Origin of the sequence: Butyrivibrio sp. WCD3002, from assembly GCF_000424265.1 — a bacterium.
In the GTDB taxonomy this organism is placed as follows: domain Bacteria; phylum Bacillota; class Clostridia; order Lachnospirales; family Lachnospiraceae; genus Butyrivibrio.
Genome location: NZ_AUJO01000001.1, coordinates 700,998 through 727,632 on the forward strand (window position 1 = coordinate 700,998; position 26,635 = coordinate 727,632).

At 39.3% G+C, this 26,635-nt stretch carries 21 protein-coding genes, 1 pseudogene, 1 riboswitch and 1 other annotated feature; of the genes and pseudogenes, 5 read left to right on the plus strand and 17 right to left on the minus strand.

Features of this window, described 5'->3' with window-relative positions; translation table 11 throughout:
- Positions 1 to 13: 13 nt before the first annotated feature.
- The 6 genes from G608_RS0102900 to G608_RS23515 form a co-directional block, all read right to left on the minus strand.
- Positions 14 to 841: a purine-nucleoside phosphorylase gene (locus G608_RS0102900; RefSeq protein ID WP_026494762.1), complete on the minus strand. Its 828-nt coding sequence runs from the start codon at positions 839 to 841 to the stop codon at positions 14 to 16.
- Positions 841 to 2,856 carry a serine hydrolase domain-containing protein gene (locus G608_RS19660; RefSeq protein ID WP_051208751.1) on the minus strand — a complete coding sequence of 672 codons (2,016 nt, stop codon included), beginning with the start codon at positions 2,854 to 2,856 and terminating at the stop codon, positions 841 to 843. Before G608_RS19660 ends, G608_RS0102900 begins: the two co-directional genes overlap by 1 nt.
- Before the next feature lie 87 nt (positions 2,857 to 2,943).
- Positions 2,944 to 4,824: a heavy metal translocating P-type ATPase gene (locus G608_RS0102910; RefSeq protein WP_026494763.1), complete on the minus strand. Its 1,881-nt coding sequence runs from the start codon at positions 4,822 to 4,824 to the stop codon at positions 2,944 to 2,946.
- A gap of 100 nt (positions 4,825 to 4,924) precedes the next feature.
- Positions 4,925 to 5,140 carry a cation transporter gene (locus G608_RS0102915; RefSeq protein WP_026494764.1) on the minus strand — a complete coding sequence of 72 codons (216 nt, stop codon included), beginning with the start codon at positions 5,138 to 5,140 and terminating at the stop codon, positions 4,925 to 4,927.
- Between the two features lie 98 nt (positions 5,141 to 5,238).
- Positions 5,239 to 5,556 carry an ArsR/SmtB family transcription factor gene (locus G608_RS19665; protein WP_051208753.1) on the minus strand — a complete coding sequence of 106 codons (318 nt, stop codon included), beginning with the start codon at positions 5,554 to 5,556 and terminating at the stop codon, positions 5,239 to 5,241.
- 488 nt (positions 5,557 to 6,044) lie between these two features.
- A complete protein-coding gene (locus G608_RS23515) occupies positions 6,045 to 6,233 on the minus strand; it encodes a hypothetical protein (RefSeq protein ID WP_026494765.1) in 189 nt (62 codons plus the stop codon).
- 550 nt (positions 6,234 to 6,783) lie between these two features.
- Between G608_RS23515 and G608_RS0102930 the strand changes: the two genes are divergently transcribed.
- Both G608_RS0102930 and G608_RS0102935 read left to right on the plus strand, forming a co-directional pair.
- Positions 6,784 to 7,041, plus strand: a complete 258-nt coding sequence (locus G608_RS0102930) for a type II toxin-antitoxin system Phd/YefM family antitoxin (RefSeq protein WP_026494766.1) — start codon at positions 6,784 to 6,786, stop codon at positions 7,039 to 7,041.
- A complete protein-coding gene (locus G608_RS0102935) occupies positions 7,031 to 7,360 on the plus strand; it encodes a type II toxin-antitoxin system RelE/ParE family toxin (RefSeq protein WP_026494767.1) in 330 nt (109 codons plus the stop codon). Before G608_RS0102930 ends, G608_RS0102935 begins: the two co-directional genes overlap by 11 nt.
- Positions 7,361 to 7,440: 80 nt before the next feature.
- Here G608_RS0102935 and G608_RS0102940 read toward each other — a convergent pair whose 3' ends face one another.
- The 5 genes and pseudogenes from G608_RS0102940 to G608_RS19670 all read right to left on the minus strand — a co-directional run bounded on the left by G608_RS0102940 (position 7,441) and on the right by G608_RS19670 (position 15,492).
- The gene (locus G608_RS0102940; protein WP_035794332.1) at positions 7,441 to 9,447 is read right to left on the minus strand and encodes an InlB B-repeat-containing protein; all 2,007 of its coding nucleotides are present in this window, start codon (positions 9,445 to 9,447) and stop codon (positions 7,441 to 7,443) included.
- A gap of 453 nt (positions 9,448 to 9,900) precedes the next feature.
- Positions 9,901 to 10,329, minus strand: a pseudogene (locus G608_RS0102945) (transposase); the annotation flags it as partial.
- 232 nt (positions 10,330 to 10,561) lie between these two features.
- Complete coding sequence (tyrS, locus tag G608_RS0102950; protein WP_026494770.1) at positions 10,562 to 11,785, minus strand: tyrosine--tRNA ligase; 1,224 nt, start codon at positions 11,783 to 11,785, stop codon at positions 10,562 to 10,564.
- Positions 11,786 to 11,863: 78 nt separating this feature from the next.
- Positions 11,864 to 12,125 (minus strand) — a binding site (T-box leader).
- A gap of 269 nt (positions 12,126 to 12,394) precedes the next feature.
- On the minus strand, positions 12,395 to 14,239 hold the full coding sequence (locus G608_RS0102955) for an AAA family ATPase (RefSeq protein ID WP_026494771.1): 1,845 nt from the start codon (positions 14,237 to 14,239) through the stop codon (positions 12,395 to 12,397).
- 215 nt (positions 14,240 to 14,454) lie between these two features.
- Entirely contained in the window at positions 14,455 to 15,492 is a 1,038-nt protein-coding gene (locus G608_RS19670) for a DUF3089 domain-containing protein (protein WP_035794340.1), read from the minus strand.
- 487 nt (positions 15,493 to 15,979) lie between these two features.
- Here G608_RS19670 and G608_RS0102965 point away from each other — a divergent pair, with 487 nt between their 5' ends.
- Entirely contained in the window at positions 15,980 to 16,996 is a 1,017-nt protein-coding gene (locus tag G608_RS0102965) for a fibronectin type III domain-containing protein (RefSeq protein ID WP_026494772.1), read from the plus strand.
- 212 nt (positions 16,997 to 17,208) lie between these two features.
- Positions 17,209 to 19,119 carry a leucine-rich repeat protein gene (locus tag G608_RS0102970; protein WP_026494773.1) on the plus strand — a complete coding sequence of 637 codons (1,911 nt, stop codon included), beginning with the start codon at positions 17,209 to 17,211 and terminating at the stop codon, positions 19,117 to 19,119.
- Between the two features lie 88 nt (positions 19,120 to 19,207).
- Here the strand turns inward: G608_RS0102970 and G608_RS0102975 are convergent, their stop codons facing one another.
- The 6 genes from G608_RS0102975 to G608_RS0103000 form a co-directional block, all read right to left on the minus strand.
- Entirely contained in the window at positions 19,208 to 19,882 is a 675-nt protein-coding gene (locus G608_RS0102975) for a hypothetical protein (protein ID WP_026494774.1), read from the minus strand.
- A gap of 202 nt (positions 19,883 to 20,084) precedes the next feature.
- Positions 20,085 to 20,663: a folate family ECF transporter S component gene (locus tag G608_RS0102980; protein WP_051208755.1), complete on the minus strand. Its 579-nt coding sequence runs from the start codon at positions 20,661 to 20,663 to the stop codon at positions 20,085 to 20,087.
- A gap of 65 nt (positions 20,664 to 20,728) precedes the next feature.
- A riboswitch (THF riboswitch) is annotated at positions 20,729 to 20,823 on the minus strand.
- Positions 20,824 to 20,883: 60 nt separating this feature from the next.
- A complete protein-coding gene (locus tag G608_RS0102985) occupies positions 20,884 to 21,906 on the minus strand; it encodes an NAD(P)H-dependent glycerol-3-phosphate dehydrogenase (protein WP_026494776.1) in 1,023 nt (340 codons plus the stop codon).
- Positions 21,907 to 21,924: 18 nt separating this feature from the next.
- Entirely contained in the window at positions 21,925 to 22,590 is a 666-nt protein-coding gene (gene plsY, locus G608_RS0102990) for a glycerol-3-phosphate 1-O-acyltransferase PlsY (RefSeq protein WP_026494777.1), read from the minus strand.
- 23 nt (positions 22,591 to 22,613) lie between these two features.
- Positions 22,614 to 23,942, minus strand: a complete 1,329-nt coding sequence (der, locus tag G608_RS0102995) for a ribosome biogenesis GTPase Der (protein ID WP_026494778.1) — start codon at positions 23,940 to 23,942, stop codon at positions 22,614 to 22,616.
- Positions 23,943 to 23,960: 18 nt separating this feature from the next.
- Positions 23,961 to 25,316, minus strand: coding sequence for a DUF512 domain-containing protein (locus G608_RS0103000; protein WP_026494779.1), 1,356 nt, complete (start codon positions 25,314 to 25,316; stop codon positions 23,961 to 23,963).
- Between the two features lie 108 nt (positions 25,317 to 25,424).
- On the opposite strand from G608_RS0103000, the gene G608_RS0103005 reads away from it, so the two are divergent.
- Positions 25,425 to 26,597, plus strand: a complete 1,173-nt coding sequence (locus tag G608_RS0103005) for a ribose-phosphate pyrophosphokinase (protein WP_026494780.1) — start codon at positions 25,425 to 25,427, stop codon at positions 26,595 to 26,597.
- Positions 26,598 to 26,635 lie beyond the last annotated feature (38 nt).

Below are 26,635 nucleotides of genomic sequence, written 5' to 3' on the forward strand. Positions count from 1 at the left end.
TTTAGTTTTATGATTAGAATTTCTTAATGCAGTCCGTAACAAGCTTTTCAAATAATTTACCTGACTTATCAGCGGCTTTCTGTACATCCTCATGAGAAAGCGGATCGCCCATTCCTGCTGCAAGATTACTGATGCAGGAAATCGCACAGATCCTCATACCCATGTGATTACCGACAATAGCTTCTACTACTGTACTCATACCAACAGCATCGACGCCGAGAGTTCTAAGAAGTCTGATCTCTGCAGGTGATTCAAATGAAGGACCGGTAAGCTGCGCATAAACACCTTCATGGAGATAAATCTTATCTTCGATCGCTGTGTCTTTTACAATCTTCATAAGGTCTTTATCATATACATTACTCATGTCCGGGAATCTTGTACCAAACTGATCCACATTGGGACCAATAAGCGGGTTCGGTGCAAAAACAGAAACATGATCTGTAAGGAGCATGAAGTCTCCTGCATTAAAGCTATAGTTGATACCACCTGATGCATTTGTAAGGAAAAGAATCTCTGCACCAAGCATTTTCATTACTCTTGTAGGAAGTACAACATCGCTAATATCATAGCCTTCGTAGTAGTGAACGCGACCCTTCATGCATACTACAGGTGTCTCTCCCACATATCCGAAAATAAATCTTCCATCATGTCCGGGAACTGTAGAAATAGGGAATCCCGGAATCTCTGAGTAAGGAATCTCACATTTTATATCAATCTGACTTGCATAATTTCCAAGGCCTGAGCCAAGTGTAAGAGCTACCTTCGGCTTAAAATCAGTAACCTTTCTTATTGCTTCTACGCATCCATTTACCTTTTCAAAAACTTCTTTAGCTGTAGCCATTAGTCATCCTCCGTTATCGCTTCATTTTCTGAACTGATACTATTTTCATCAGTGTTTATATCATACCCCAAATCCTCTGAAATTCCCACAGCTTCACGTAATTTGCCATGGAGCTTTGGCCTTACGGTATCGCGAATTGCCAGGGTCAGGGCATCAATAGCACCGTAATCATTGATAAAGCTCACAAAAATACCGGTTATTCCCCTTATCTGCTCAAGGCTTCCAAACTGATCTAGAATTCCAAAGAGCATTCCGCTGCCCGGGATCTCATCAAACCTTATGCCGATATTTTCAGGCGGCGAAGGTCTGTTTTTATCAAAGCATATACCATGCTGAAGGGGTTCTCTTTTTCCAAAGTAAATATTCATGACTCTCGTGGTAGAGTCTTCAACAAAATAAAACTCATTCCTAAGAACCGGCCTGTTGTACTCATCTGTAGAGAACTCTGAAATAACTGACAGCCTGTAGCTTTCACCATGCTCATCAATATCTGTATATGAAGGGTTCTCTCTTGTACAGCATTTAAGCTTTATCTCGTTTTCACCTTCCTTGATTATCATGTAAAAGGCGTCGCTATGGTCGTCATATTCAAAGCCAATGCTTGAAATTCCATCGGTATAATTGTTATGCATAACCTGCATGAGAAGAGGCATAAGTCCAACACCCTTATCATCCATATCATAGACGCAACCGTTCAAACACTTTTTAAGAATCCTTTCAAAGCTCTGAGTGCTATCGCACAATGCGGCCTTTTCTTTTTGCAGCGGTACACTTCTGTAATGTCTTTTCGTGCCCCCTTTGGTCATAACAAGTCTTTTGTTATGGAAGCCGTGATTATAGATTAAAGTGTTTTTATTCTTTCTGCCCTCCGCTTTATCTATGAAATCTTTTAGCTTTTTCTGGGCTTCATGCACATTATCGTCAGCTTCAAGTGCTGTTTCCGAAACAGATATCTGCGCCATCTCTCCTCGTATGATTCTGGACATATTTCCGGCCTGGAAGAGATCGTCATTTCCTGCATTTGTAACGATAATCATGTTAAGGTCGGGATAACAGTAAACATTTTGTCCCAGCATTCCATTGAAGGTATAAGCCCCTTCTCTGTCTGCATTTGTCCACAACTGGAAGCCGTATCCCGGAGATGATTCATTTCTTGTCTCAACCTGGGGCTTTGTAGCTTCAATCACCCATTCCTCAGGCAATATCTGCTTACCGTCATACATTCCCTTGTTAAGGTACAGGATTCCAAGTTTAGCCATATCCTCTATGCGCATAAACATGCCCCAGCCGCCTTTCGTGATATTCTGAGGACAGGTCTCCCAAAATACTCTCTTTATCCCGAGAGGCTCGAAAAGTCTTGGTTTTAAATATTCAAGCATACTTTCGCCTGTTATCTCAGTTACTATGGCTGAAAGCATATATGAGTTCATGGAATTATATTCAAAGACTGAACCCGGCGCATTTTTCTGCTGAGCCTCCAGGAAAAGCTTTCTCCAGTCATTTCCCGAAATTGCTCCGGATTCATTAAAAGAAACACCGCTTGTCATTGTCAGCAGGTGCCTTACAGTCATCCCGTTTGAAAACACAAGTTGTAGCGGATTTTTTCTGCTACTGAAAATATCCGCTACCTTATCATCTAATTTAAGTTTTCCCTCTGTAACCAGGAAGCCTATAGCCATCCCTGTCACACTTTTGCACATTGAATGTGTTACATGCCACACATCTCTTTCAAAAGGCGCTGCGCAAAACTCGCCTATAACATGCCCATTTCTGATTGCCATCACCTTGTGAATGTGACAGCTGTTATTACTATAGAGCTTTTCAAATAAACCAAGAAGAAAAGCAGAATCTACACCCATCTCTTCGGGCGTACACCTTGGGAGTTTTGTCTCCCCTTCATTATCCTCCGGAAAAAGAGGTTTCTGCGGGGAGTACTCAACATTACTGATCTCCCCTGTTTTATGACCTATAAGCTTCATCAAAAGCTTTAATATGTCACGTTCCTGCTTTGCCATTTCATCAGACTCCTATCCCATTTAGTCCCGCAGGAAATGAGTCAGTAAAGCTATTTGATTCATTTTCTTTGTAACACCTGCGAGCTTTTAGTCCTCCAGGGCTCTCATGGAATTAAGAATGGCAATTACCGCAACACCTACATCACCAAATACCGCAAGCCACATGGTTGCAATTCCAAGCGCTCCGAGAACAAGAATCAGTAGTTTTACAAAAAGGGCGAAAACGATATTCTGCTTAACTATTCTGAGAGTCTTTCTGGCAATTCTTATTACATCGGATATTTTCCTGATATCGTCATCCATAAGAACTATGTCAGCTGCTTCGATGGCTGCATCGGATCCAAGGGAACCCATTGCTATACCAACATCTGCTCTCATCAAAACAGGCGCATCATTTATTCCGTCTCCAACAAATGCAACCTTATTGGATGCATTATTTAAAAGTTCCTCAACCCTTTCTACCTTATCAGCGGGCAAAAGCTCGTAATATACATTATCAATACCAATTTCTGATGCAACACTCTCTGCAGTCTTTTTGCTATCGCCTGTGAGCATTACAACTCTTGATACTCCTGATGCCTTAACATCTGAAATAGCTTTCGCCGCACCTTCTTTTATTGTATCAGATATTATTATGCATCCAAGATATTTTTTATCTTTGGCAATATATACTATGGTTCCGGGCTCAGTTGTTTCCTTTGCCTCTATGCCATTTTCCTTCATCAGCTTGTAGTTACCTGCAAAATACTCATCGCCTTCATATTTTGCGCTGATGCCAAGTCCTGCGTGTTCCTTAACATCAGTAACCTTTGTAAGATCGGGCTTTGCTGAGAATTTCTCTTCATAAGCATCCTGAATTGACTTTGCTATAGGATGATTGGAAAAGCCCTCAAGATGAGCTGCCGTCTTAAGAAGCTGATTCTGATCTATGTTCGCAGACTCTTCGGCACTTATTGTCTTTACCTTGAATTCACCCTTTGTGATAGTTCCTGTTTTATCCATTACCAGTGTATTTACGTTGGCAATGGCTTCAAGGTAGTTACTTCCCTTAACTAGAATACCCTTCTTGGAGCTTGCACCGATTCCTCCAAAGAATCCAAGAGGAACTGAAATAACCAGTGCGCAGGGGCAGGATACTATAAGGAAGATACATGCTCTTTTTATAGAATCCGAAAAAGGCATAAGACCAAGTAGCGGAGGGATAATTGCAAGAAGCACCGCACCTACTGTTACAACAGGTGTGTAATATCTTGCAAATCTCGTGATGAAATTCTCCATCCTGGATTTCTTGTTGCTGGCATTCTCAACAAGCTCAAGGATCTTAGCAACTGTTGAATCCTCGTACTTCTTTGTGGTCTTAATTCTAAGAACGCTGTCTTTATTTACACAGCCGCTGATAATGTCCGCGCCTTCGGAAATTCTTCTTGGAACAGATTCACCGGTTATAGAGGAGGTATCTATGAAAGAATCACCTTCAACAACTATTCCGTCAACAGGAATCTTTTCGCCGGGCTTTATAACAAGGATGCTCCCAATCTCTACTTCAGAAGGATCAACCTCTTCGATCTCTCCTGACTCTTTTTCAAGATTTGCATATTCAGGTGCGATACTCATCATATCAGCGATGGATTTTCTGGATTTTCCTACAGCATAGCTCTGGAAAAGCTCTCCGATCTGATAGAACAGCATAACTGCTACAGCTTCTGAATATTCGCCTATTCCAAAAGCACCGAAAGTTGCTATCATCATAAGGAAGTTTTCGTCAAAAACCTGTCCGTGAGATATATTTATCGCTGCTTTTCTAAGGACATCGTATCCAATTACCAGATAAGGAATCAGAAAAATAACAAATACCGCTATCTTCGGTAATCCCTCCATAAGTCCTGTGTGCTCACATACTAGTAGTATGGCAAACACAATAAGTACAGCAATTATTCTGTTTCTGGTTTTTTTCATCTTCTTAGTCATAACATATCTCCGGTCCTGCGTTTCTATCTTCTAAACATTGGAATATCTATCGTTTTAGCCCTAATTGCCTGCTTCAATAGATATTCGGTTATAACCATCCTTAGATCTCAATTTCGCAATCAGGCTCAACCTTCTTGCAGGCCTTAACAGCGTCCTTAAGAACCTTGTCATAAACATCATCGGCAGCTTCAAGTGTAAGCTTCTGAGTCATGAAATTTACTCTTGCATCCACAACACCCTCAAGCTTCTTGATGGCATCCTCCATCTTTGCTGCACAGTTAGCACAATCAACTTCACATTTGTAGGTCTTTTTCATAGTTTTTATCTCCTTCTTGGCTTAAATATTTTTCCGGATTTAATATCCGATTATTAACTGATTCATTTATAATTAGGGTTTGGTAAGTATTAGATAACTCATCCTTCTTCGATATGTTCACGTCCCATGGCGATTATTGTTCTTACATGCTCATCTGCCAGGGAGTAATACATCTGCTTTCCATCACGTCTGCTCTTTATCAGCTTGTTTACCTTAAGAATCTTTAGCTGATGAGATACTGCCGACTGGGTCATCTGAAGCTTTTCTGCCAGATCATTTACACAAAACTCATCTGCAAAAAGTGCAAACAATATTTTTATTCTGGTGGAATCTCCGAAAACCTTAAACAGCTCAGCGAGATCGTACATTTCTTCCTCATTTGGAAGCTCTTCGAATTTGCAACTGTAGTGTTCCATTGGTCCTCCTTACTCTTTACAAATCATCAGCACAAACTGTCATTTTTTCAAATTACTTATGTTATGTTGTGTTTAATTTCAAGTATGATTATGTTTTATATTTACATATGAATATTTGTTCATATGTATGATTATAAATTACTACTCTTTATTCCTTATGTCAACATTTTATTGAGTTTTCATTGAGAATTTTAATGAATATTATGTTAATAAATCACTTCTTTTGATCAGAAGCAAGAATATCCCGCAAGAATCCAATAATATTCCCGTTTTTCTGAAGAAAGCAGGAATCTATTAATATTTAAATAAGATATTGCTCGATCATACTCTTTATGGTGGCTGAACTTATCGGATGCTGCGATGTCTCGAATGTCATTATCATATTTTTCCCTTGAAAATACCCGGTCTTACGTTACCCAACAACTTGATTTTGGTTAGATATTCATATCGATATGGAATGTTCATTTTTTCCAATGTGTTTGCAATCATCAATTCTGATTTTGATCTGACCCGAATGCATTATCAGAGTAAAATTCAGCACTGCCCTCTTCAAATCCCATAGGTTCATGCCCAACATTTTTCCACTTTTCAATAAATGTCTCTCTAGGCTCTATTATAGGAACAATCAATTCTTTTCTTGGCTTCTTCCACGTTAGAGAGGCCCAGAATCCTAACATTCTAACGGGGATACATAGCTATTTTCCGCTAAGCCCACGTTTTATGGACCTTTTAGGAAATGCACAAGACATTTCAGGAATTATGCAAGATAAAAACGTTTGGTAATTTGTTGGCTTGTTAAATAAAAAAGGAATCTACGACGAAGAAAACTATTTATGCCGTATTGATATGTCTTTAAAAAGAATCCTGATCAGAAATTCGACAATTACTATAATATATAGATGTGCTTTTGTCAATATTAAAGTAAATTGTGATGTCATGTAAAAATCATAGATATTTTCAGAATAATATTGCCCCTGCGTTTCGGAAACAATAAAATAGGTATTTATGGAGTGATACTGCCTCGGCGTATACCAAAAAGAATGAGACTTTGAAATTTATTCTGTAAATAAGGAAATCCTAGGATAATTAAGGTTCATGAAGGATGTGGTCAGATTGGCTACATCCTTTTTTGAATATACAGTCTGCTATCTTATATGTCAATGATTTTCTTATATTGTTTTGTGGCTATACTTGGTATATAATTTAGTCACAAAGGAGGTGCACGTTATGCAGATAGTTCCAATGAGAGATTTAAAAAACACTGTAGAAATAGAACGCAGATGTGCTGAATCAAATGAGCCTGTCTTTGTTACCAAAAATGGATATGGCCGGCTTGTTGTGATGGATATAGATTATTATGAACGTACTATGAGAAAGATTGATGAGGCTTCTCTTGTCAACAGGGGTATTTCAGACTACGTGAACGGCCGGACTGTCGATGGAAGGAAATCTTTGAAGAAGCTGAGGGAAAAACATGGTCTTTGAAGGATATGATTACGATTTTACCGAAATTGCAGAAGCTGATATCGATGAGACCCTTTCGTATATCGAAGATGATTTAGCTAATCCAGATGCAGCGGCTGCATTTGCAGATACTCTTGAAGATAAGCTTGAAGAAATATGCAAGAATCCCAAAACAGGGAGACCTGTCGAGAATCCTTTTTTGAAGCGTGATGATGTCCGTAGATTCCTTGTTGATAACTACATTGCCTACTACATTATTGACGATGAAAATGCAAGGGTTGTCGTTCTTAGAGTGGTTTATGGTAAACGTGATCAGAATAAGATTTTGAAGAATTTATGACACCACAGTCCTTGCTATATAGCACATAATATATCTAAAAATCGGAGATGCTCATATTGAACACCTCCGATTTTACCGTTTTATTTAACCTTTACACTCTTAGATTTGCTCCACTTGGAGTATATCTTTTCTCCGCCAGATTTCTTATATGTTCGGATTCTGACATAGTATTTTTTCTTAGACGTAAGTTTCTTTATAGTCTTTGATGTCGTCTTAGTCTTTCCAATATTAACAGTCTTAACATCTTTCTTAAAAGCCTTATCTGTGCTGTACTGAATTTCATAACCCTTGATGTCTTTAGCGGTCAGCTTTTTCCATGAAATCGTAATGGATTTCTTTCCTGCCTTAAGCTTTGAAATAGAAGTATTTTTCTGTTTTTTGTTGATATTTTCAGCCTTTTCTTCCGCATTTTTTGCTGCAGTGGAATCTTCAGCTGTTACCTGCTTTGAAGAATCTGTTGCTATATCAGTTGGCTTTGTCTGTTCTGTAGGGTCAGTTGGTTTAGCTGGATCTGCAGGGTCTGTAGGCGTTGTCGGATCTGTAGGTGTTGAAGGTTCAGGTGAAGAACTACCGGATTTATTCTTCCATTCAGCTTTGATTGTTATATCGGCTGTTACTGTAATGCTTTCGCCAACAGCACCTTTATCCCACTTATCAAATTCTTTGCCTTCAGGCGCTGTGAATGTGCATAAAGGAAGCTTATATGATGATCCCTTGCTGACTTCTACCGGGGTCATAGTTCCTGAACCACCATTAGAGTCGAATGAGACAGTGTATTTTACGGGTGCTACCTCAGCATCCTTATACGTTGCTGTTACTGATACTGCCTTTGCGGGCATGACAAACGTAGTTGTCGAAGCATTTGCATTAGAAAATGCTACCCCATCAGATGATGTCCACTTATCAAATGCCTTACCTGTAGCAGGAGCGGACGCTGTTATGGTTACTGTAGTACCTGCAGCATAATTACCTCCGCCAGTTCCATTATTTACAGTCACAAGATATTTTGTTGTTTCAGGTTTAGCAAATACAACCTTTTTGAATCCATAAGAATATAAATCATTTGGATTGCTTAAAACGGGTATAACCTTCCATCCGGTTGTTCCATCAATATCCGTCCATGCATCTCCTGGTATACCATTTACAATTCTACAATAATTTGGTGCTGCACCGTAATTACCCTGGACAGTAACTGATTTCGCAGTACTATCTATTGTTAATTTCCACGCGTTTATACCAACACCTATCCTAATATCGGTACTTGACGCATTTACCTGTGAATTATCGGTTATCGTTATATTACCTCTAAGCACTTCCATTCCACAACTAGCGCCAAGTTCATATGACTCTGCTTTTCCTGCGGATGCATTCACTGTTGAGTTTTTTATCTCAATACCCTTTAATCCAGTATCATTTTCATCGGATTTACGAGAAAAAATACCGCAGCTTTCCTTTGCATCTTTTCCTATGGCAGTTACTGTTGAATTCTGAATTGTAACTGTTTCTTCAGCAAATAGCCCAGCAGAAATTGGCATATTGGTTCCTGTTCCACCTGTTGCCTTTATGGATGCATTATTTATGCTTAAATTTCCCCCTGCCTTTATTGCGATGCCTCCATTATTATTGTTTCCGCTGCATTCAGCTTCAATATTGCAACTGCTTATAGTGATATTACCAGTAGTCATAATAGCACCATTCCCGCCGGAAACTTTTAAACTGCCTGTTCCAGAGAATGAAAGTGTTCCGCCAGATGTTAACGCCACATCAATAGAAACATCATTATCACCAGTTGTTGTAATGGTATTATTACCTTTAAGAACTATATTTAAGTTTTGCATATCGTAAGCAAAAATAGCACTATTCCCTTGTTGATTATAAGACAATCCATTTAATGTGATGGTTTTTGTGCTTCCGTTGTATGTCCAACCAGTACCGCTGGCATTTTTATTTGAATCAGGCACCCATTCCCCTGCTATAGCAAGCTTATAATCGTCAGCAAGTGCCTTAGTCTTCACACCGGCTAGCAAACAAAACGCCAATGCCAACATTATCAGACATTGAAATAATCCCTCTCGTTTTTTCTTCACCTTTCTTTTCCTCCTGTTCTGCTTTAAGAGCAGGCTTTATATATCTAATTTTGTGTCCAACACTCTCGTTTTAAACAACAAAAACGCACCTTAAGAAAGCACTTCCTAAGATGCGAGATTACACATATAAAACCTATTAAATTGTCTGGTTATCCTATGCTGTATGCTGTCTGCTGCAAGTTTAGATTGCCATAGCATAACTGTCAACCCCTCTTTGAAACTTTCATCCATGAATTTGAATGAATTATGTAAAATTACTACAATTCTTATTTTATAACATAGAAATTAAAAGTACATTAAAAATGGAAAAAATTTCCTCTATCCCGCGTTCATATGAGATAGAGGATTTTGTATTAGTCTGATAGCCTGTTCGGGTACATAATCGAAAGCTCTCCACGGACCTTTCCCCAGTTTTTGATTGGCACTGTCCAACGCTTGGTAATCTCAAAGGTTGCCATATAGTGATTCAACCGTCTCTGATATCTGCGTTGTGGTCATTCCCTTTGCATACAGTGCCATGACCTGTTCCTCTATGCCAGAGATGTCTTTCTGTCTCTTTTTCACAATCGCTGGTTCAAATGAGCTGTCCCTGTCCTGTGGAACATCAACCTTAAACTCCCCATATTTACTTCTGACGGTTTTGGACTTTGTCCCGTTCCGATAGTTAGGTTCATCATCCCGCTCATATTTCTCGTAACCCAAATGTGAGCTAATCTCAGCTTCAAGCAGAGACTGGATAGTGCCGGAAAGAAGATCCTTAAGAGCTTCCTGGATATCATCTGTAGTCTGGATGTCATACTCATCAAGCAATCCTTGTGTGACAGCCTTCTTTCCTTCGGTCATCGGTTTCGGTGTGTAAACTTCTTTCTTTTTGCTTGCCATTATTAAAGGCCTCCTCAAATAAAATAAGATTTTATCATAGGAGACCCTTTATATAGGTGCTATATTAAATTTACAGAGTTTTTCTCAAAGCCTCAAAAGAATAGATATTTATGAAGTGATACTGAATCCGCTTTACCGAAATGATTAAGGGCCGGCATATTGCCGGCCCTAATATCACATATCTACTATATTCAAATATCCGGTAAATCAAGCGCTCCGCCTGAATCATTTATTACAGTGTAACCTTTTTGAAGGACTTCTTCCCCTTCTTAACCATTATGCCTTCACCTGCGAAGGTATCCTTAGTATAGGTAGTCTTAAAGTCCGTTACCTTCTCATCGTTGAACATAACGCCGCCCTGCTGAACAGCTCTTCTTGCTTCGCTTCTTGTCGGGCAAAGGCCTGAGCTTACAAGAACCTGAAGGATGTCTACTACGCCATCTCTAAAGTCCTCTTCTTTAAGTGCAACAGCGGGTACGTTTGCAAGATCTCCGCCACCTGCGAAAAGTGCTCTTGCAGCGTCCTGAGCCTTCTGAGCTTCTTCTTTTCCATGAACAAGCTCTGTGAGCTCGAAGGCAAGGATCTCCTTCTTCTCATTGATTCTGGAATCCTCCCATTTCTCCATTTCCTCGATCTCTTCGATAGGAATGAAGGTGAGCATCTTAAGACACTTATCAACGTCAGCATCGCCAACGTTTCTCCAGTACTGGTAGAAATCGTAAGGTGTTGTCTTCTTGGGATCAAGCCATACAGCGTTACCTGCTGTCTTGCCCATCTTCTTACCCTGAGAGTCTGTAAGAAGTGTGATTGTCATTGCGTGAGCATCCTTACCGAGCTTTCTTCTGATAAGCTCTGTACCACCAAGCATGTTGCTCCACTGATCGTCACCACCAAACTCTAAGTTGCAATCGTACTTCTGGAACATGTAATAGAAGTCGTAGGACTGCATGATCATGTAGTTAAATTCAAGGAAGGAAAGTCCCTTCTCCATACGCTGCTTGTAGCACTCTGCTCTAAGCATGTTATTTACCGAGAAACATGCACCAACCTCTCTTAAAAGATCGATATAGTTCAGATCAAGAAGCCAGTCAGCGTTGTTGAGCATGATAGCCTTTCCTTCACCGAAATCGATAAATTTCTCCATCTGACGCTTAAAGCACTCTGCATTGTGGTCAATGTCTTCTCTTGTAAGCATCTTTCTCATGTCGGTTCTTCCAGAAGGATCACCGATCATGGTTGTACCACCACCAATAAGGGCGATGGGCTTGTTTCCAGCCATCTGAAGTCTCTTCATAAGTGTAAGTGCCATGAAGTGACCTGCTGTTAAGCTGTCAGCTGTGCAGTCAAAGCCAATGTAGAATGTAGCCTTTCCTGCGTTTACGAGATCTCTTATCTGCTCCTCGTCTGTTACCTGAGCGATAAGGCCTCTTCTTTTGAGTTCCTCATAGATTTGCATTGTTTTGCCTCCTTATACTTTGGCTGCGAAGATGATTTTTCCAAGAATTAAAAAAGTCCTTCGCAACCTAAATCAGTTACGAAGGACGAAAAATTCGTGTTACCACCTTCATTCACATGTAGCTCACGCTGCATGCCTCAGCAAGTACTAAGAATAAAAATCATTCTCTATACTCTTCCGACTAACGCTCGGTTCTCGTCATGGCTTACTAGAAAAGAATCATCATTCTTCCATGCAGCTCCCGGATGTATTCATTCAAAGTCCGTGTCCGCGCCTCTCACCAAACGGCTGCTCTCTGTGGCCGGTACTGTGAACTACTTGTTCCGTTCAAAGCCTTTAAATAATAATTATCTATATTTTGCCTGGACTGTCAAGGGATTTCGCAATTATATATTTAGCGTTTATCTGCCAATATATAAAAACACTCAAAAACAAGGCAACTAGTTACTACGAAAAGAATTACAAGCCCTCTATATGTCGAGATATTTCAACAAATTTACCATCTTCATATTTATATTTTACAATTTCATATTCAATACCATAAAGCCCCCAATACTGAGAATCATTGTTATTCGATGGAGATTCCTCTTATTCACACTGATTCAATATTTATACAATCAGTTCACAAAGATATTCCTCAACATTTTTATATTCTCTTCCATCAGGTAAAACTTCGCTCTGTCCCTTGAATAGCACACACTTCTTAGAAATAGAGCCGTAAATATTCATAATATACTTAAGCTTCTTTTCATCTTTCAAATGTCTCCACTGTTCCTCTGATTTTACGTTACTATGCTTTATTTCGTACAGTTCGCAGCTATCATTCTCGGGATCATAAATGACCATATCAATCTCACCTACGTCAAACTGTAATTTAAACACACGCTTCTTATTCATGACTTTATGAGTCTCCAATAAGACTATATCTTCAAGCATAAGTCCCCTTACATCATCCAATATCTTTTCCGCTATAAGAAGCTTCTCTCTTTCGCTAAGGGCCTTGAATTCATTATCCCGTATCAGCAGATAAACTAGAGTTTGCGCCTGGCAATATCTCATTCCTGGTTGGGTAAAAACTGTGCGACTCAAATCCCCCGAAGCAACTACACTTGATTCAACCTTTATGTCCGTGGTAAGGTCCAAAGCTGTAAAATACTCTTTTATTTCATCTGCCACCTGTTCCGAAACCGCTTCCTGTAGTTCTTCCTTCTCCTTTATTTCCAAAATCTTTTTAAGCCCTGCAATTACATTGGAAACATTAATTTCATCCAATGCATCTGTTCTGTTCTCCGGCTTTTTAGCCTTCCTCAGCAACTGTGCTGTAGACCTCAAATCTCTTGATACAAATTCTCTTAAAATAACTTCCTTTGTGAATTCATGATTCATATCCTGAATTATACGATTGATTGCATTGGTTAATTCATTTGCATCATATAGCCTTTTTAGATTCCTGAAATGGCTGCCCTCTTTATAACAGCGCAAAGAATGTTGGATGTTTTTACATATAGCGGTATCAATATATCTTCTGGTACTCTCATCATCTCTAAATGATGCCTCCTCCCAATCTATATCATCCCCGAATCTGAGCTCTCCTGCCTTTAATGTGCCACCATACCTGATATATTCATCAATACTGTCAATCCCCAGGAGTCTCTTATGTTCCCTGAAAGGAATATATGTTGTATGTACCATCACGGCCCTATCATACAATTCCTCATTGGAAGCAAAATAAAATCCCAGAGAATCTGTTCCGGAAAGAATTATCTTTATACCCTGCGCAGCATATACATCAGAAAACAGTGAAGCTGAGTCTATGAAATCACTAATCAGAGTTACTTCATCTATGAACACATATCTAAATCCATTTTTCACCGCTAGCTTCATAGCCCTATTCAAATCTGCCATAGTATCTGTGACTGTCGACTTAATATATAACGTACGAGCCTGTTCAGCCTCATTCATATCGAGTATGAGTTGTCTTAAAAGAGTAGTCTTGCCGGTACGCCTAAGTCCATAGATCAGGCATACCTTATCCATCTGTTTTCCATAAATATAATTTTCAATAATTTGGAAGCAATCTCTTTTCTCAAAGTCTCTCGCACCTTCAGCCATATTCCAAAGCGCATTTCCATATATTGCATTTACTTCAAAATCATAATCCACAGGCAGGGAAGAACCCCCAAATACGGTGTCCGGCTCTTTTAACCCTGTTGATATCAGGCTATTATCACTTTTGCCTATTACCTTTAACTGCTTTTGCAGTTCTTTTCTTTCTTCTATGCCTACACGCAAAATAGCAGCATTATCTTTACTAATGCTGTCATAATGCATCTTTCCATAATCATCCTTCCACTGATGATAAAAATATCTCTTATTATTTATAACCTTTTGCGTTACGTAGCCCTTTGGAAGTGTGCTGATTTTATTACTAATCTCTCTATATTTTTCATTCATAATAATTAACCTCTAAAACAATTTTAACCCCATTTAACCGCAATTGTCTACGGTTAATTAGGGTTAAATTGAACATTCACCAAAAGAAAAACCTCCCTAAAAAGACTTTTTTATTTCATCAGTCTACTTTAGGGAGATCATATTATTTAGCTCCGAGCCATTTATTCACTTCATACTTATATTTTGTGTTTTCACATTTTAACACCAATACACTTTTACGCCGCGTTGTCCAGCACCTTTTTCTGTAAAAATGCATCAGTACGCTTCTGTACATTTTCCTGAAGATTTACAAAGAACAGGAAGTTGTCATAGAGGTGCAGGCAGCCTTCAGGAAAAATTGAAAGTACCGGAGGGTACTCCTGTGTGTTAATGCCTGTCACTACGAGGCATCCTCTATTTGGATCTATATAAGCTCCGTATTTTCCTACTTCAACAGAGGTGATGGCACCTGTCTTGCTATCCTGTGTAACGGAGCCCTTATTAAGAGACTTATCAGCCTTAGTGCTGTCTGTTTTCCAGTTAAGAGGATTTATGGAAATGCCCTTAGAACCTACCGGCATAAACATTGAATCTGTTACTGTTCCGTCCTCACAGTCATAGCTTACGACTACGCCTGTATCAGTCTCGCCCTTTGCGGGAACAATCTGAGGATATTTACTTATCATATCTTCCGTCATGTACCAACCAATTGCATATACAGCTATCAGATTATCTCTAAGACTAACAGCTCTTTCTCCATCGCCGCCATAATACTCTTCCAAAATCCTGTAGCACATATCAGCGCCCTGGGAAAAGCCCGCAAGGATAAGAGGTCTTCCGTTATTCTTATGCTCAATGTAATATTTAAAAGCTGCAGACACATCTACATAAGCATTCGACAAAGCTGCTTCTCTTTCTGCTGCATCAGTCAACGCATATACATTTATAGAAGCCTGTCTGTAATATGGAGCATATATTCTGCAGGTTTTTGCATAAATAGCCTGTTGTTGGTTCATTGCATTTCTAAAAATCTTTTTGTAACCGGCAGTGATTGTCGAATTATACTGACTTTGTGTATCTACTGTCGGAGCTACAATAAAAACATCAACTTCATTTTCCGGATAAGCTCCGTCATAAAGCCAGTTCTCCGCCTTGGAGTAGTCGATAGGGCTTGTGAATTTGGCAACTGCAGATACCTTTTCCGTAAAAAAAGGACTAAAGATTGTAATAATTAAAACTGCAAAAGCTATAGTCAAAGAAACTATTCTTTTCATAAGGCACCTCCTTATTAGCCATAAATAATCTCTCATACGTCTGGTAAATTATGACAATTTACATAATCTACACTATGCTTCCGGATACATCTTTTTTACCGTAATTCATATACTTTATTTAATCTTGGCACTCTTTGACTTACTCCAATTCGAGTATACCTTTTTTGAACCAGACTTTTTATAGGTAAGGATTTTGAAGTAATACTTTTGAATGCCTTTTTATTATCCCATGTTTTGAAACGAAATTTCAATAAATTAAGTAATAATCAAAATTTGCATTCAATATGGAAAATGTAGATATTCACTCATTTTTTATGATATAGCCACATTCTATATAAATTAATTTTTTATTAATATTATTAAAAAAATATTAACTTTTTCCTTGAAGCAAAGGCCAATATATGGTTAAATATAGAACGTATCAAAAAGTGAAAACGTTTTTTAGTAAAATAGTTTTCAAGGAAAGTTTTATGGAGGAAATGGGGTAATGAAAAAAGAACTCAAAACCTTGTCACGTTTAGTTTTATCCGTGGCAGCATTTTTACTTGTGTTTGGCTTCAATGTAAGCTCTGCTAAAGCAGCAAGTGTAAGGCAGATAGCTCAGACACAGAACTCAGTAACTATTGAATGGGATCAGCCATACGTGGGATCAAGCTACAAGATGACTTCTTTATATCTTGGTTATGCAGAAGATTTTTCTACTGCACTGGCTAACGCAAAGGCAAAGCAGGTTCCGTTGGCAGTTGGCTCATCAAGCTACACATTTTATGGTCTTAAGCCCGGAACAGAATATGAAGTAAAGATTTCATATGATTACATGAACAAAAAGGGCTCACCTGTTTATTCTTCAGGTGTTGGTACCATTACAATAAAGACTACTCCCGGTCAGGTTACAGGTCTTAACCAGATTCGTTGGTATCGTTTCATCCACAATCTTGAAATAGGTTGGGACAGACAGACAGCTGCTGATGGTTATGAGTACTTATTCCAGACACACAAAGGCAAGACAATCGATTCTGGTGTAACTTCAGGAACAGGTTTCTCAGAGCCCGTAAAGAACTATGTTGTTTATAAGGCTCAGGTTCGTGCATACTCTACAATAAATGGTCAGACATATTATGGTGACTGGAGCCCTACCGCTTACTTCTTCACACAGCCTTCAAAGGGTGCTAACGATGCTGTAGTTGGTGCTAAGCTTAGCGGTTCAAAGCTTTCAGTTTCATGGAAGAAGATGGATGGTGTTAGCGGATATAACGTATTTGTATCAGATAAAGCTAAGAGCGGTTATAAGAAGGTTAAGAGCGTAGGAGCAAACAAGACTAAGGTTTCTGTAAGCAAGTATGGTAAGAAGAAGTTCAAAGGCAACAAGACATATTACGTCTATGTTCAGGCATATAAGAAGGTAAATGGTCAGACCTTCACTACAGGTGTTAACTACATAACTGTTCTTAAGAAGAACCGTACATCATATATTTACTCTGATTCAAACGGTCAGTACGAATAATTAGTACAACAAAGCCGCCCGGATGAAAATCATCCGGGCGGTTTTTTAATGCCAAAATATACTTAACAAGATCATTACCAGAATCTTGAATTGTAATCCTACCCTTTTCTTATATAAATATAGGATTATTAGATATTTAATCTGGATTTTATATGATATTAAGAACTCTATAGGATAATAGAAGTAAGTACTATTCTATGAGGAGGTATCTTATGAGTAAAAGGGTGATTAAAAAAGTAATATCTATGGTAACCGCGCTTACACTTGCTTCAGGAATTAGCGGAAACATTATCCCGCTCCAATCAGATATTGTAGCTAAGGCAGAATCCATTGTGCCTGCCATAAGTGAATATGCTACTGCTGAACAGATGATGAGTGACAGCTTTTCATTGAATGAAGCTTCAAAGGTAAAAAGAGTTGTATTCGGTGGTCCCATCAATCCTTCACTGGAAAGAAATAAAACTATCTGGGCTATTGCCGGTACGGATAAGGGAATTGCAAAGAAAAATATCGTTATGCTCACAGCAAAAGGAAATTTCGGTGATCCGAGCATGAATTATACATATCCATTCGAGGATAATGTTTTGAAAGAAAACTCCAGTGTTCAATCAGGGTATCAGACGTGCTTTAACAATGATCCTGACAGAAATCGCAGACTTATGAGCTGCACCACAGCAGGACCTGTTCAGAAGGTTCTGGCTTCCCATTATGGTGCAAGTGATCTGCGAAACTATTTCGTAAAACTGGCAAGTGATCTGAATTATTTTACTGCCGATGAGCAACAGCTGATGATTCCTGTTACGGTTACGACCAGGGATGTGTATAACAATTGCAATTATACTACTACAGATAAGCTGTATGCACCTACAGTTGGTGAAAACCTGGCAGGCACAAGCAGATCGAGATTAACAAAATTTTATGTAGGTACACATGACGATATTGAATGCGATATTGTAGAAGAAAAGGCAAAGTCCGGTAACACAGTTTATGGTGCTTACAACGATTTTTATACAAGAACAAGCGGTTATTTCCTTTCTTCCGTAAAAGGCGGCGGAGATACGGTATGGGCAGGCAATGATTACGGTTTTGAAAGTGAAGGAACAAATAAAGGTCGTGTAGATATGCCTTATGCAGGTAGTACAAACACAAATGCTATGCGCCCTACCCCAGTACTTACTCTCGATGCAAGAGCTCTTTTATTTGGTTCAGTAGCAAGGTGTGATGGAGGCACAGCTGCTGGCAATGGTTATACAATCGATGACCGCTTTTATCCTTTTACCTTGAGATTTTATGACAACAGTAAGATTGCCAGCAAATTCACATATACTTCCAATAAAGTAACCATGACAAAGGGTGCTGATTCAGGAAATACTTCACTTTATATTCAGGGAAAATCAGGAAACACTGTTTGGTATTATTCAGTATCCGTTAAAAATGCCGAGATAACCGCAGAAGAAGTAATGACTAAGGTAAATGCTGCGGAGGATGGTATCCTTACTGCTCCCCCATCATTTACTAATTGTAAGCTGTGGCTTGAGACGACAAATATATCAAACCACATCACATATGCAAAGTATGCCGAAGGAACAAGTTATCCCAAAGACATCCACAATTTGTCGGATGTCTTTAAAAACGATTCAGAAAATGACAGCGCTCAGGAAACTATACCGGCAAAAGATGCAGGTACCGTAATAACAGGAGCTTCTTCACAGTTTGTTGTAACAGATGCTGATTCAGTCAAATACAAGGCTTCAACAAATAAAAAAGCAACTAAGATTACTGTGCCTGATGAGGTTACAGATGAAAACGGACATGTTTACAAGGTAACAGCTATTGATAAGAATGCCTTTAAGAATTCAAAGAAGGCAAAATCCATTGTCACCGGTAAATATGTTGTACGGATATATAAGGGTGCATTTAAGGGATGCAAGAATGTTAAGACGATAACCCTGAACGCCAATACTTTGAAAACTATCGACAAAGGCGCCTTCAGTGGTCTTAATGGAGTGACATTTATCATTAAAGCAAAGGATAAAAAGACCGCACAGGCTCTGTTTAAGAAGATTACAGGTAAGGGCGGAGCCAAGAATGCAAAGATGAAATTTAAGAAGTCGAAGACGTGATAATCTTCAAAATAAGATAAAAAAACTGCCACCACGAATCACCGTGGTGGCAGTTTTATATTTTTAATCAATAACTATTTAATGGAAATTACTGAACCTTTACAGCTACGATGTTCTGCTTCTTTCCACCGAATCCGGCCTGCTTGAAAGTGATATTTCCGTACCTATACTGGATTGACTTAGAGCTTGTAGGCTGTCCGTTCTTAAGTCCTGCGATTCCTACATAAACATCTGTCTCATAAGCAGGTACTACAAGATAAAAACTGTATTTTCTTGTTCTGGGATAGTTGAAGGTATCACGATATCTTAAATATCCTCTTGAATAATTTGAAGTCTTCTTGTAAGTACCGGAATCTATGCACTGGTAATAATCTTGAGAAATAGCAGCTTTTGTACCGGTAATATCGTTACCCTTACTGTCTGTAAGAACTAAAGCTGTTGAATACCAATTGCTGAAATACTTCTTTCTGTACTCCATGCTAAGACCATTCGCTTCTGCCTGAGTAATCTTTGTATTTTTAACAGTGATAGCAACATGGTAAACATTGAGTCCTCTACTCTGTCCAACATAAGACATTTCGTTGAATGTTACCTTTGCTGTATGCTTGCCTGCACCCTTATAGAGCTTAGTCTGTACATTCTTAGACTTGCCCGGACTTACTACAGTGATCTTAGATGCTGCCTCTGCTGTCTGTGGCACACATGTTAATGCAAGTGCAAGTGCAAGAAACATGGCAACCATTGTTTTTAATGCTTTTTTCATTTTTCCCTCTTTCCGAAATCCTCAATCCCATTTAACAAGCCCCTCTACCTTGTACAACGAAGGGATTTCTTTTGAAAATAATTCATAACGTAAAATATTCTATCATAATTTGTGTCGTATGTGTGAACAAATTATTCATTTTTTCTTAATAAAAGAAACCGGTATTCAAAAGTTTCTTTTAACAATTGAATACCGGCAAACATTAACGAAACATTGGTCTTATAGTTTTGTCTATTGCCTTTAACATAACAAAGGTAATAAATGTATCGATCGGAAGCATTACTGAATTTGAAATTATTCTTCCGGGAAGCATTGCAAGCAGTGCCTGTCCATATAAAAGCTTGAGCCATATGGAATTAAGGCAGATATTAACGAATACCTTCACGATAAGCTGTGCCACAAGCACTCTTACAATAGTGATATTCTTCTTATAGAAGGCATATCCATAAATGATTCCGCCAAGGGCTGCACTGATTGTAAAGCCCGGGAAGAAATCACCTGTAGGCTTAAGAAACCACTTTATAACATCGAGAGCTGCTCCGAAAATAGCTCCTACCGCAGGTCCGAATAGATAATCAACAACCTGATTGGGGAGTCCTGAAAAACCAATCCTGATGTAATTACCGATGTTGAAGGTTGCAACATAACCAAGGATAATGGCAATTGCCGCAAGCATTCCGCAAAATGTAACATTTCTAAGATGCTTAAATTCCTTAAGTGATGCGATCCATCTGTTTACGGTGACTTCGTTTGTTTCTGTTGATAGATAATTTTGTGACATAAAAACACCTCCTTTGCAGACACGCATTCTGCACAAGGAGGTGCTAATAAGCACATTCTATATGCAGCAGCGGGATGCGAACCTGACACCGCGGTTTCCCTTCGTCCATCTGTCAACTCCCTGTACAGACAGCACTTAACGCGTCAAATTCTACTCTGCTAATAATTTATTTAGTTTCTAACTCATTATATCAACAAAGCTGCATACGTCAACAATTTTTTTACCATTCCTGTAATTCGTTTTCTGCCTTTTTCTCGCGAAGCATAAGCTCCTTAACAGCTTCCTTTGGCTCTTTGCCATTAAATAGCACTTCATTAATCTGCTCAACGATGGGCATTTCAACTTCGTATTTTTTAGCAAGCTCAAGCGCTGCCTGAGCACTGTTGATACCTTCGACTACCATCTTAACTTCCGCAGTAGCTTCTGCAGCTGTCTTACCCTGACCGATAAGAATACCTGCTCTTCTGTTTCTTGAATGCATTGAAGCACAGGTTACTATAAGATCGCCCATCCCGGAAAGTCCTGAGAAGGTCTCGTAATCTCCTCCCATGGCAGCACCGAGTCTGGACATTTCTGCTATTCCTCTTGTAATAAGTGCAGCCTTGGCATTATCCCCATAGCCAAGACCATCTGCGATACCTGCAGCCAGTGCTATCACATTCTTAAGAGCAGCGCCTATCTCAATACCAAGCATATCAGGGCTTATATAAACTCTAAACTCCTCAGCCATAAACACATTCTGTACTTCTCTTGCACTTTCTTTGGAAAAAGCACCGACAACAATGGTAGTAGGTAAACCCTTTCCTACCTCTTCAGCATGGGAAGGGCCTGACAGAACCGCAACTTCGCAGCCCGGAAGCTCATCCAGTATTACATCGGACATAAGCATAAGAGTATCTTTCTCAATACCCTTTGAGCAGTTCACGATGATTCTATTTTCCTCTCCCTCAGCAAGGTATGGCCTCATTTTAACGCATACCTCCCTAATGGCAACGGAAGGCACAGTGACAACTATCATCGCTGCGTCTTTGAGTGCCTCTTCCATATTGGAAGTAATTTTTATCTCCTTATCAAGAATTACTCCGGGAAGCTTATCCTTATCTTCCCTTTCAATCCTAAGTTTGCCAGCAGCTTCTTCCCTTCTGGCCCAAAGAGTTACTTTAAAGCCATTTTTATGAAGTCTCCAGGCAAGGGCTATTCCCCAGCTTCCTGAACCAATAACTGCTACTTTTTTTGAGTCCACTTTTCTCTCCTCGTAAGATTATTCTGTTTTATTTTTCTTGAAAATATAGGTTTTTCTCTCGCAGTGCTGCAAAAGTCTCTTGATGTTAGCTCTATGCTGATAAAATGCCAAAGCTGTCATCAAAAATGCAATAATATACATTTCTATAAGATAGTTCTGCGGCATTGCTAAAAAGCCAAGCTGTCCCATAACTACCAGTTCAATAAAGAAGCCTGCATATAATATCAAAGAACCCAAAGAGACATAGTGTGTAATGTTAAAGGGAACAAGGAATGCCAAAAGTCCCACAATAACATACTTCCATCCAAAGGCAATTATATTACCTGCCGTGCATGCAATTCCTTTTCCTCCCTTAAACTTAAGATAGAAAGGAAAGTCATGTCCCAAAACGGCTCCGCAGGCTGTATAAATCATAAGAAGATACTTCATATCGTTAAAGCTCTCTCCCAGAAGCATGGGCCCAACAAAGAGCTGCACCAGCTTAACTGCAAGATAGCATTTTAACATATCGCCAAAAAGTACCGTAAATCCGGCCTTGGCCCCCATAACTCTCAGAGTATTTGTGGTACCGGCATTGCCGCTTCCCACATTTCTGATATCAACTCCTTTAAGTCTGCAATACAAAACGGCTGTCTGGAACATACCAAAAACATATCCTATCAACAGACAAAGCACTCTGATCACTTATTTTTCCTCCCCCAAACTTTTTACTTTTCGTTATTACGCTCTCTTATAATGAATTTAAGAGGCGTTCCCTTAAAGCTAAATGATGCGCGAATCTGATTTTCAATATATCTGGTATATGAAAAATGCATCAGTTTCTTATCATTTACGAAAATTACAAAGGTCGGCGGCTTAACTGCGGCCTGAGTAATGTAGTAGAGCTTAAGCATCTTGCCCTTATCTGACGGTGGCTGCTGCATAACAACTGCCTGCATCATGATCTCGTTAAGTACGCCGGTAGCCACACGCATAGCGTGATTTTCGCTGACCATATCTATCATATCATATAACTTAACAAGTCGCTGACCGGTCTCTGCAGATATGAATATAAGCTCTGCATACTGCATGAAGGATAAGGTATTTCTGATATCCTTGGTGAATTCATTCACCGTCTTGTTATCCTTCTCAATAAGATCCCACTTGTTGACAGCGATGATAACAGCTTTTCCTCTGTCATGGGCGATACCTGCAATCTTGGCATCCTGCTCTGTAACACCCTCATCAGCATTGATAACTATGATGGCTACATCTGCTCTCTCAACTGCCGTTACAGTTCTGAGAATCATGTATTCCTCGAGCTTCTCCTTGACCTTATTCTTTCTTCTGAGTCCTGCAGTATCGATAAAGGTATATTTCTTACCGTTATATTTTATTTCTGTATCGATGGCATCTCTTGTGGTACCTGCAACATCAGATACGATAAGTCTGTTCTCGCCGCAAAGCTTATTGATAATTGAGCTTTTACCTACATTTGGCTTACCTATTACGGCTACTCTTACCGAATCATCCTCTTCCTCTTCGCTGCCTTTGGAGCTGAAGTTCTTTACAACCTCCTCAAGAAGGTCACCGATTCCCTGCTTGTTGGTTGCACTTATCGGAAAAGGATCGCCAAGACCAAGATTATAGAACTCGTAAACATCAAGGCTGTCTCTCTTAAAGCTGTCAACCTTATTTACACAAAGCACGATGGGCTTAGCTGATTTTCTGAGCATATCAGCAACCTGAGAATCCGCATCGGTAAGTCCCTGCTTAACATCACACATGAAAATGATGACATCGGCAGTTTCAATTGCGATCTCAGCCTGATCTCTCATCTGCGCAAGAATCGTATCATTGGAATCCGGCTCAATACCGCCGGTATCAACCAATGTAAAATTCCAGTCAAGCCACTCAACATCTATATAAATTCTGTCTCTGGTAACACCGGGCGTATCCTCAACGATAGAGATATTCTTACCGGCTACCGCATTGAAAAATGTACTTTTTCCGACATTTGGTCGTCCAACGACCGCTACTATATTTTTTCTTTTCATAAAATTACCATCCTGTAATCAATTACTACCATCAAGGCCAAGAAGACCCAAAATAAAATCTTTTCCACCGCTCTTTAGAATATCGACTTTTATATTAAGCTCTCTCTCAATATCAGAGATATGAACATCATCCAGAAGATAATCTTCGCCTGCTCTAAGGACATTCTGGGGCAAAAACAGTGTATCTCCAAGATCCTTACCCTTAAGCTGAGCTATTATATCCTGCCCCGTAAGAAGGCCTGTTACAGTGATCCTCTCACCAAAGAAATTATTGATAATTTCGTTAACATGAATTTCAAGCCCGGGAACTACCTCAGTAAGGCGCTTTGCCATTTCACAGATATAAGGATAAATAAGCCTTCCGCTGGCTGTGGAAACCTTTCTTTTAAAGCTCTTAGGATCAAAGTCCGTATAGGCACCGCTTTTAAGCTCATTAAGTGCCTCGTCAAATTCATCAAGAAGAAGACGTACCATTCCAACGCCGTTCTCAAGCTGTCCGTAGTCATCATATATGGCGGCTTCGGGAATCGGAAGCTCTGCGATCATATACCATTCATCGGATGCATGCACAAAATGATCACCATATTCTTCAAATGCCTTATTTTGCCAATACTCGATCTCTTTTATAACCTCAAGAGCATCCTCTTTTTCAAAGGGCTCAAGGGGATACAATCCCTCTCTGAACTTAGAAAGTCCTACCGGTACGACTGAAACACTCTTAAGATTTGGTCTGTATTTATAGAGGTCAGAAAGAGATCTGTGAAGCTCTTCCTTATCATTAACGCCTTTGCAAAGAACAATCTGACCGTTAATCTCTATTCCGCTTCCTCCGGCCACAAGTCTGTCTACCTTTTTAAGTGCTTCACCTGCAAATCTGTTGTTTAGCATCTTGCAGCGAAGCTCAGGGTTTGTGGTTTGGAAGGATACATTTATCGGTGACAGATGATACTTAAGAATTCTGTCTATATCATGGTCACTCATATTTGTAAGTGTAACATAATTTCCCTGTAAAAAAGAAAGCCTTGCATCATCATCCTTAAAATACAAGGTTTCCCTCATTCCGGGAGGCATCTGGTCGATAAAGCAGAAAATACATTTATTACTGCAGGATCTGTAGTCATCCATTAGACCGTTGTCAAATTCTATTCCCAGGTCCTCATCATAGTATTTCTCTACATCGATTTCCCATTCCTCGCCGTCAGGCTTTCTGATAAGAAGTACAAGCTCCTCATCCTGAACCATATATTGATAATCAAAAATATCTTCAATCAAAGTGCCGTTTATGGAAATAAGTCTGTCACCGGGAGTAATATCCATCTCCTCGGCAATACTTCCCTTTAATACACTTTTGATAAGATGTCCGTTATTGTTCATATATCATCCCTTCATCACACGATTATACATGAATTTTCTTGACGTGTCAGTATAATATAACATAAGATAGTACTCGGAAAAATATGAATTTTTTTGATAGGAGTCAAAATGCCGGATTTTCATAAATTAGAAACACTTATTCCCGTTGCTCCTCTTGCACTGATCGTTATGGATTCAGCAAAAGAGCTGGGCGAAAAAGTAAACGAACACCTTTGTTCCTTTAGACATGCACTTCACACTCTGCCAAGCGATCCCGCATTCAGAGATTATGTTAAGGATGACTACAGAGTAAAGTATCAGAATCCCAGATTCGGAAGCGGTGAAAGTAAAGTAACCCTTACAGAATCTATCAGAGGTAAGGATGTTTTCATCTTAGCTGATGTTATGAACCACTCTCTTACCTACAAAATGCATGGCTATACCAATTATTATTCACCTGATGACCACTACCAGGATTTGAAGCGTGTCATCGCAGCCATCAACGGTAAGGCAAGACGAATCAATATTATTATGCCTTTCCTTTATGAGGGCAGACAGCATCATAAGAACAATCGCGAATCTCTGGATGCTGCTGTAATGTTTAAAGAGCTTCATGAGATGGGAATTACCAATTTCCTGACCTTCGATGCCCATGATCCCAGAATTTCAAATGCTGCACCTATTTCCGGCTTTGATAACTTCATGGCATCTCCTCAGTTCTTTAAATCACTTATCACAAATATTGAAGACTTTGTTGTTGATAAGGATAACCTTACAGTTATAAGTCCTGATGAGGGTGCTTTAGACAGAGCTGTTTATTTTGCTAACGTTCTTGGCGTTAACACAGGTATGTTCTACAAGAGACGTGATTACTCCAAAGTAGTAAACGGTTCTAACCCCATCGTTGCTCATGAATATCTTGGTGACAATATTGAAGGTAAGGATGTTATCATCATTGACGATATGATCTCATCCGGTTCAAGTATGATCGATACCTCAAAGCAGCTGAAAAAGCGCGGTGCAAAGCGTGTATACATCTGCACCACCTTCGGTCTTTTCACAAACGGTATTGATATATTTGATAAAGGCTATGAAGAAGGCGCCTTTGATGCCCTTATAACAACTAACCTGATCTATCAGAATCCTGAATATTCTGACAGACCTTACTACATAGTAGCTGATATGAGTAAATTCCTTGCAACAGTTATTGATTTCGTAAATCACGATGCAAGTCTCAGCTACGTAATCACACCTACAGAGTCCATTCAGGATCTTCTTAAGAAGGTAAGCGATAAAACATGATATGGAAAACGGGAAGCAGCTGCTTCCCGTTTTTATTG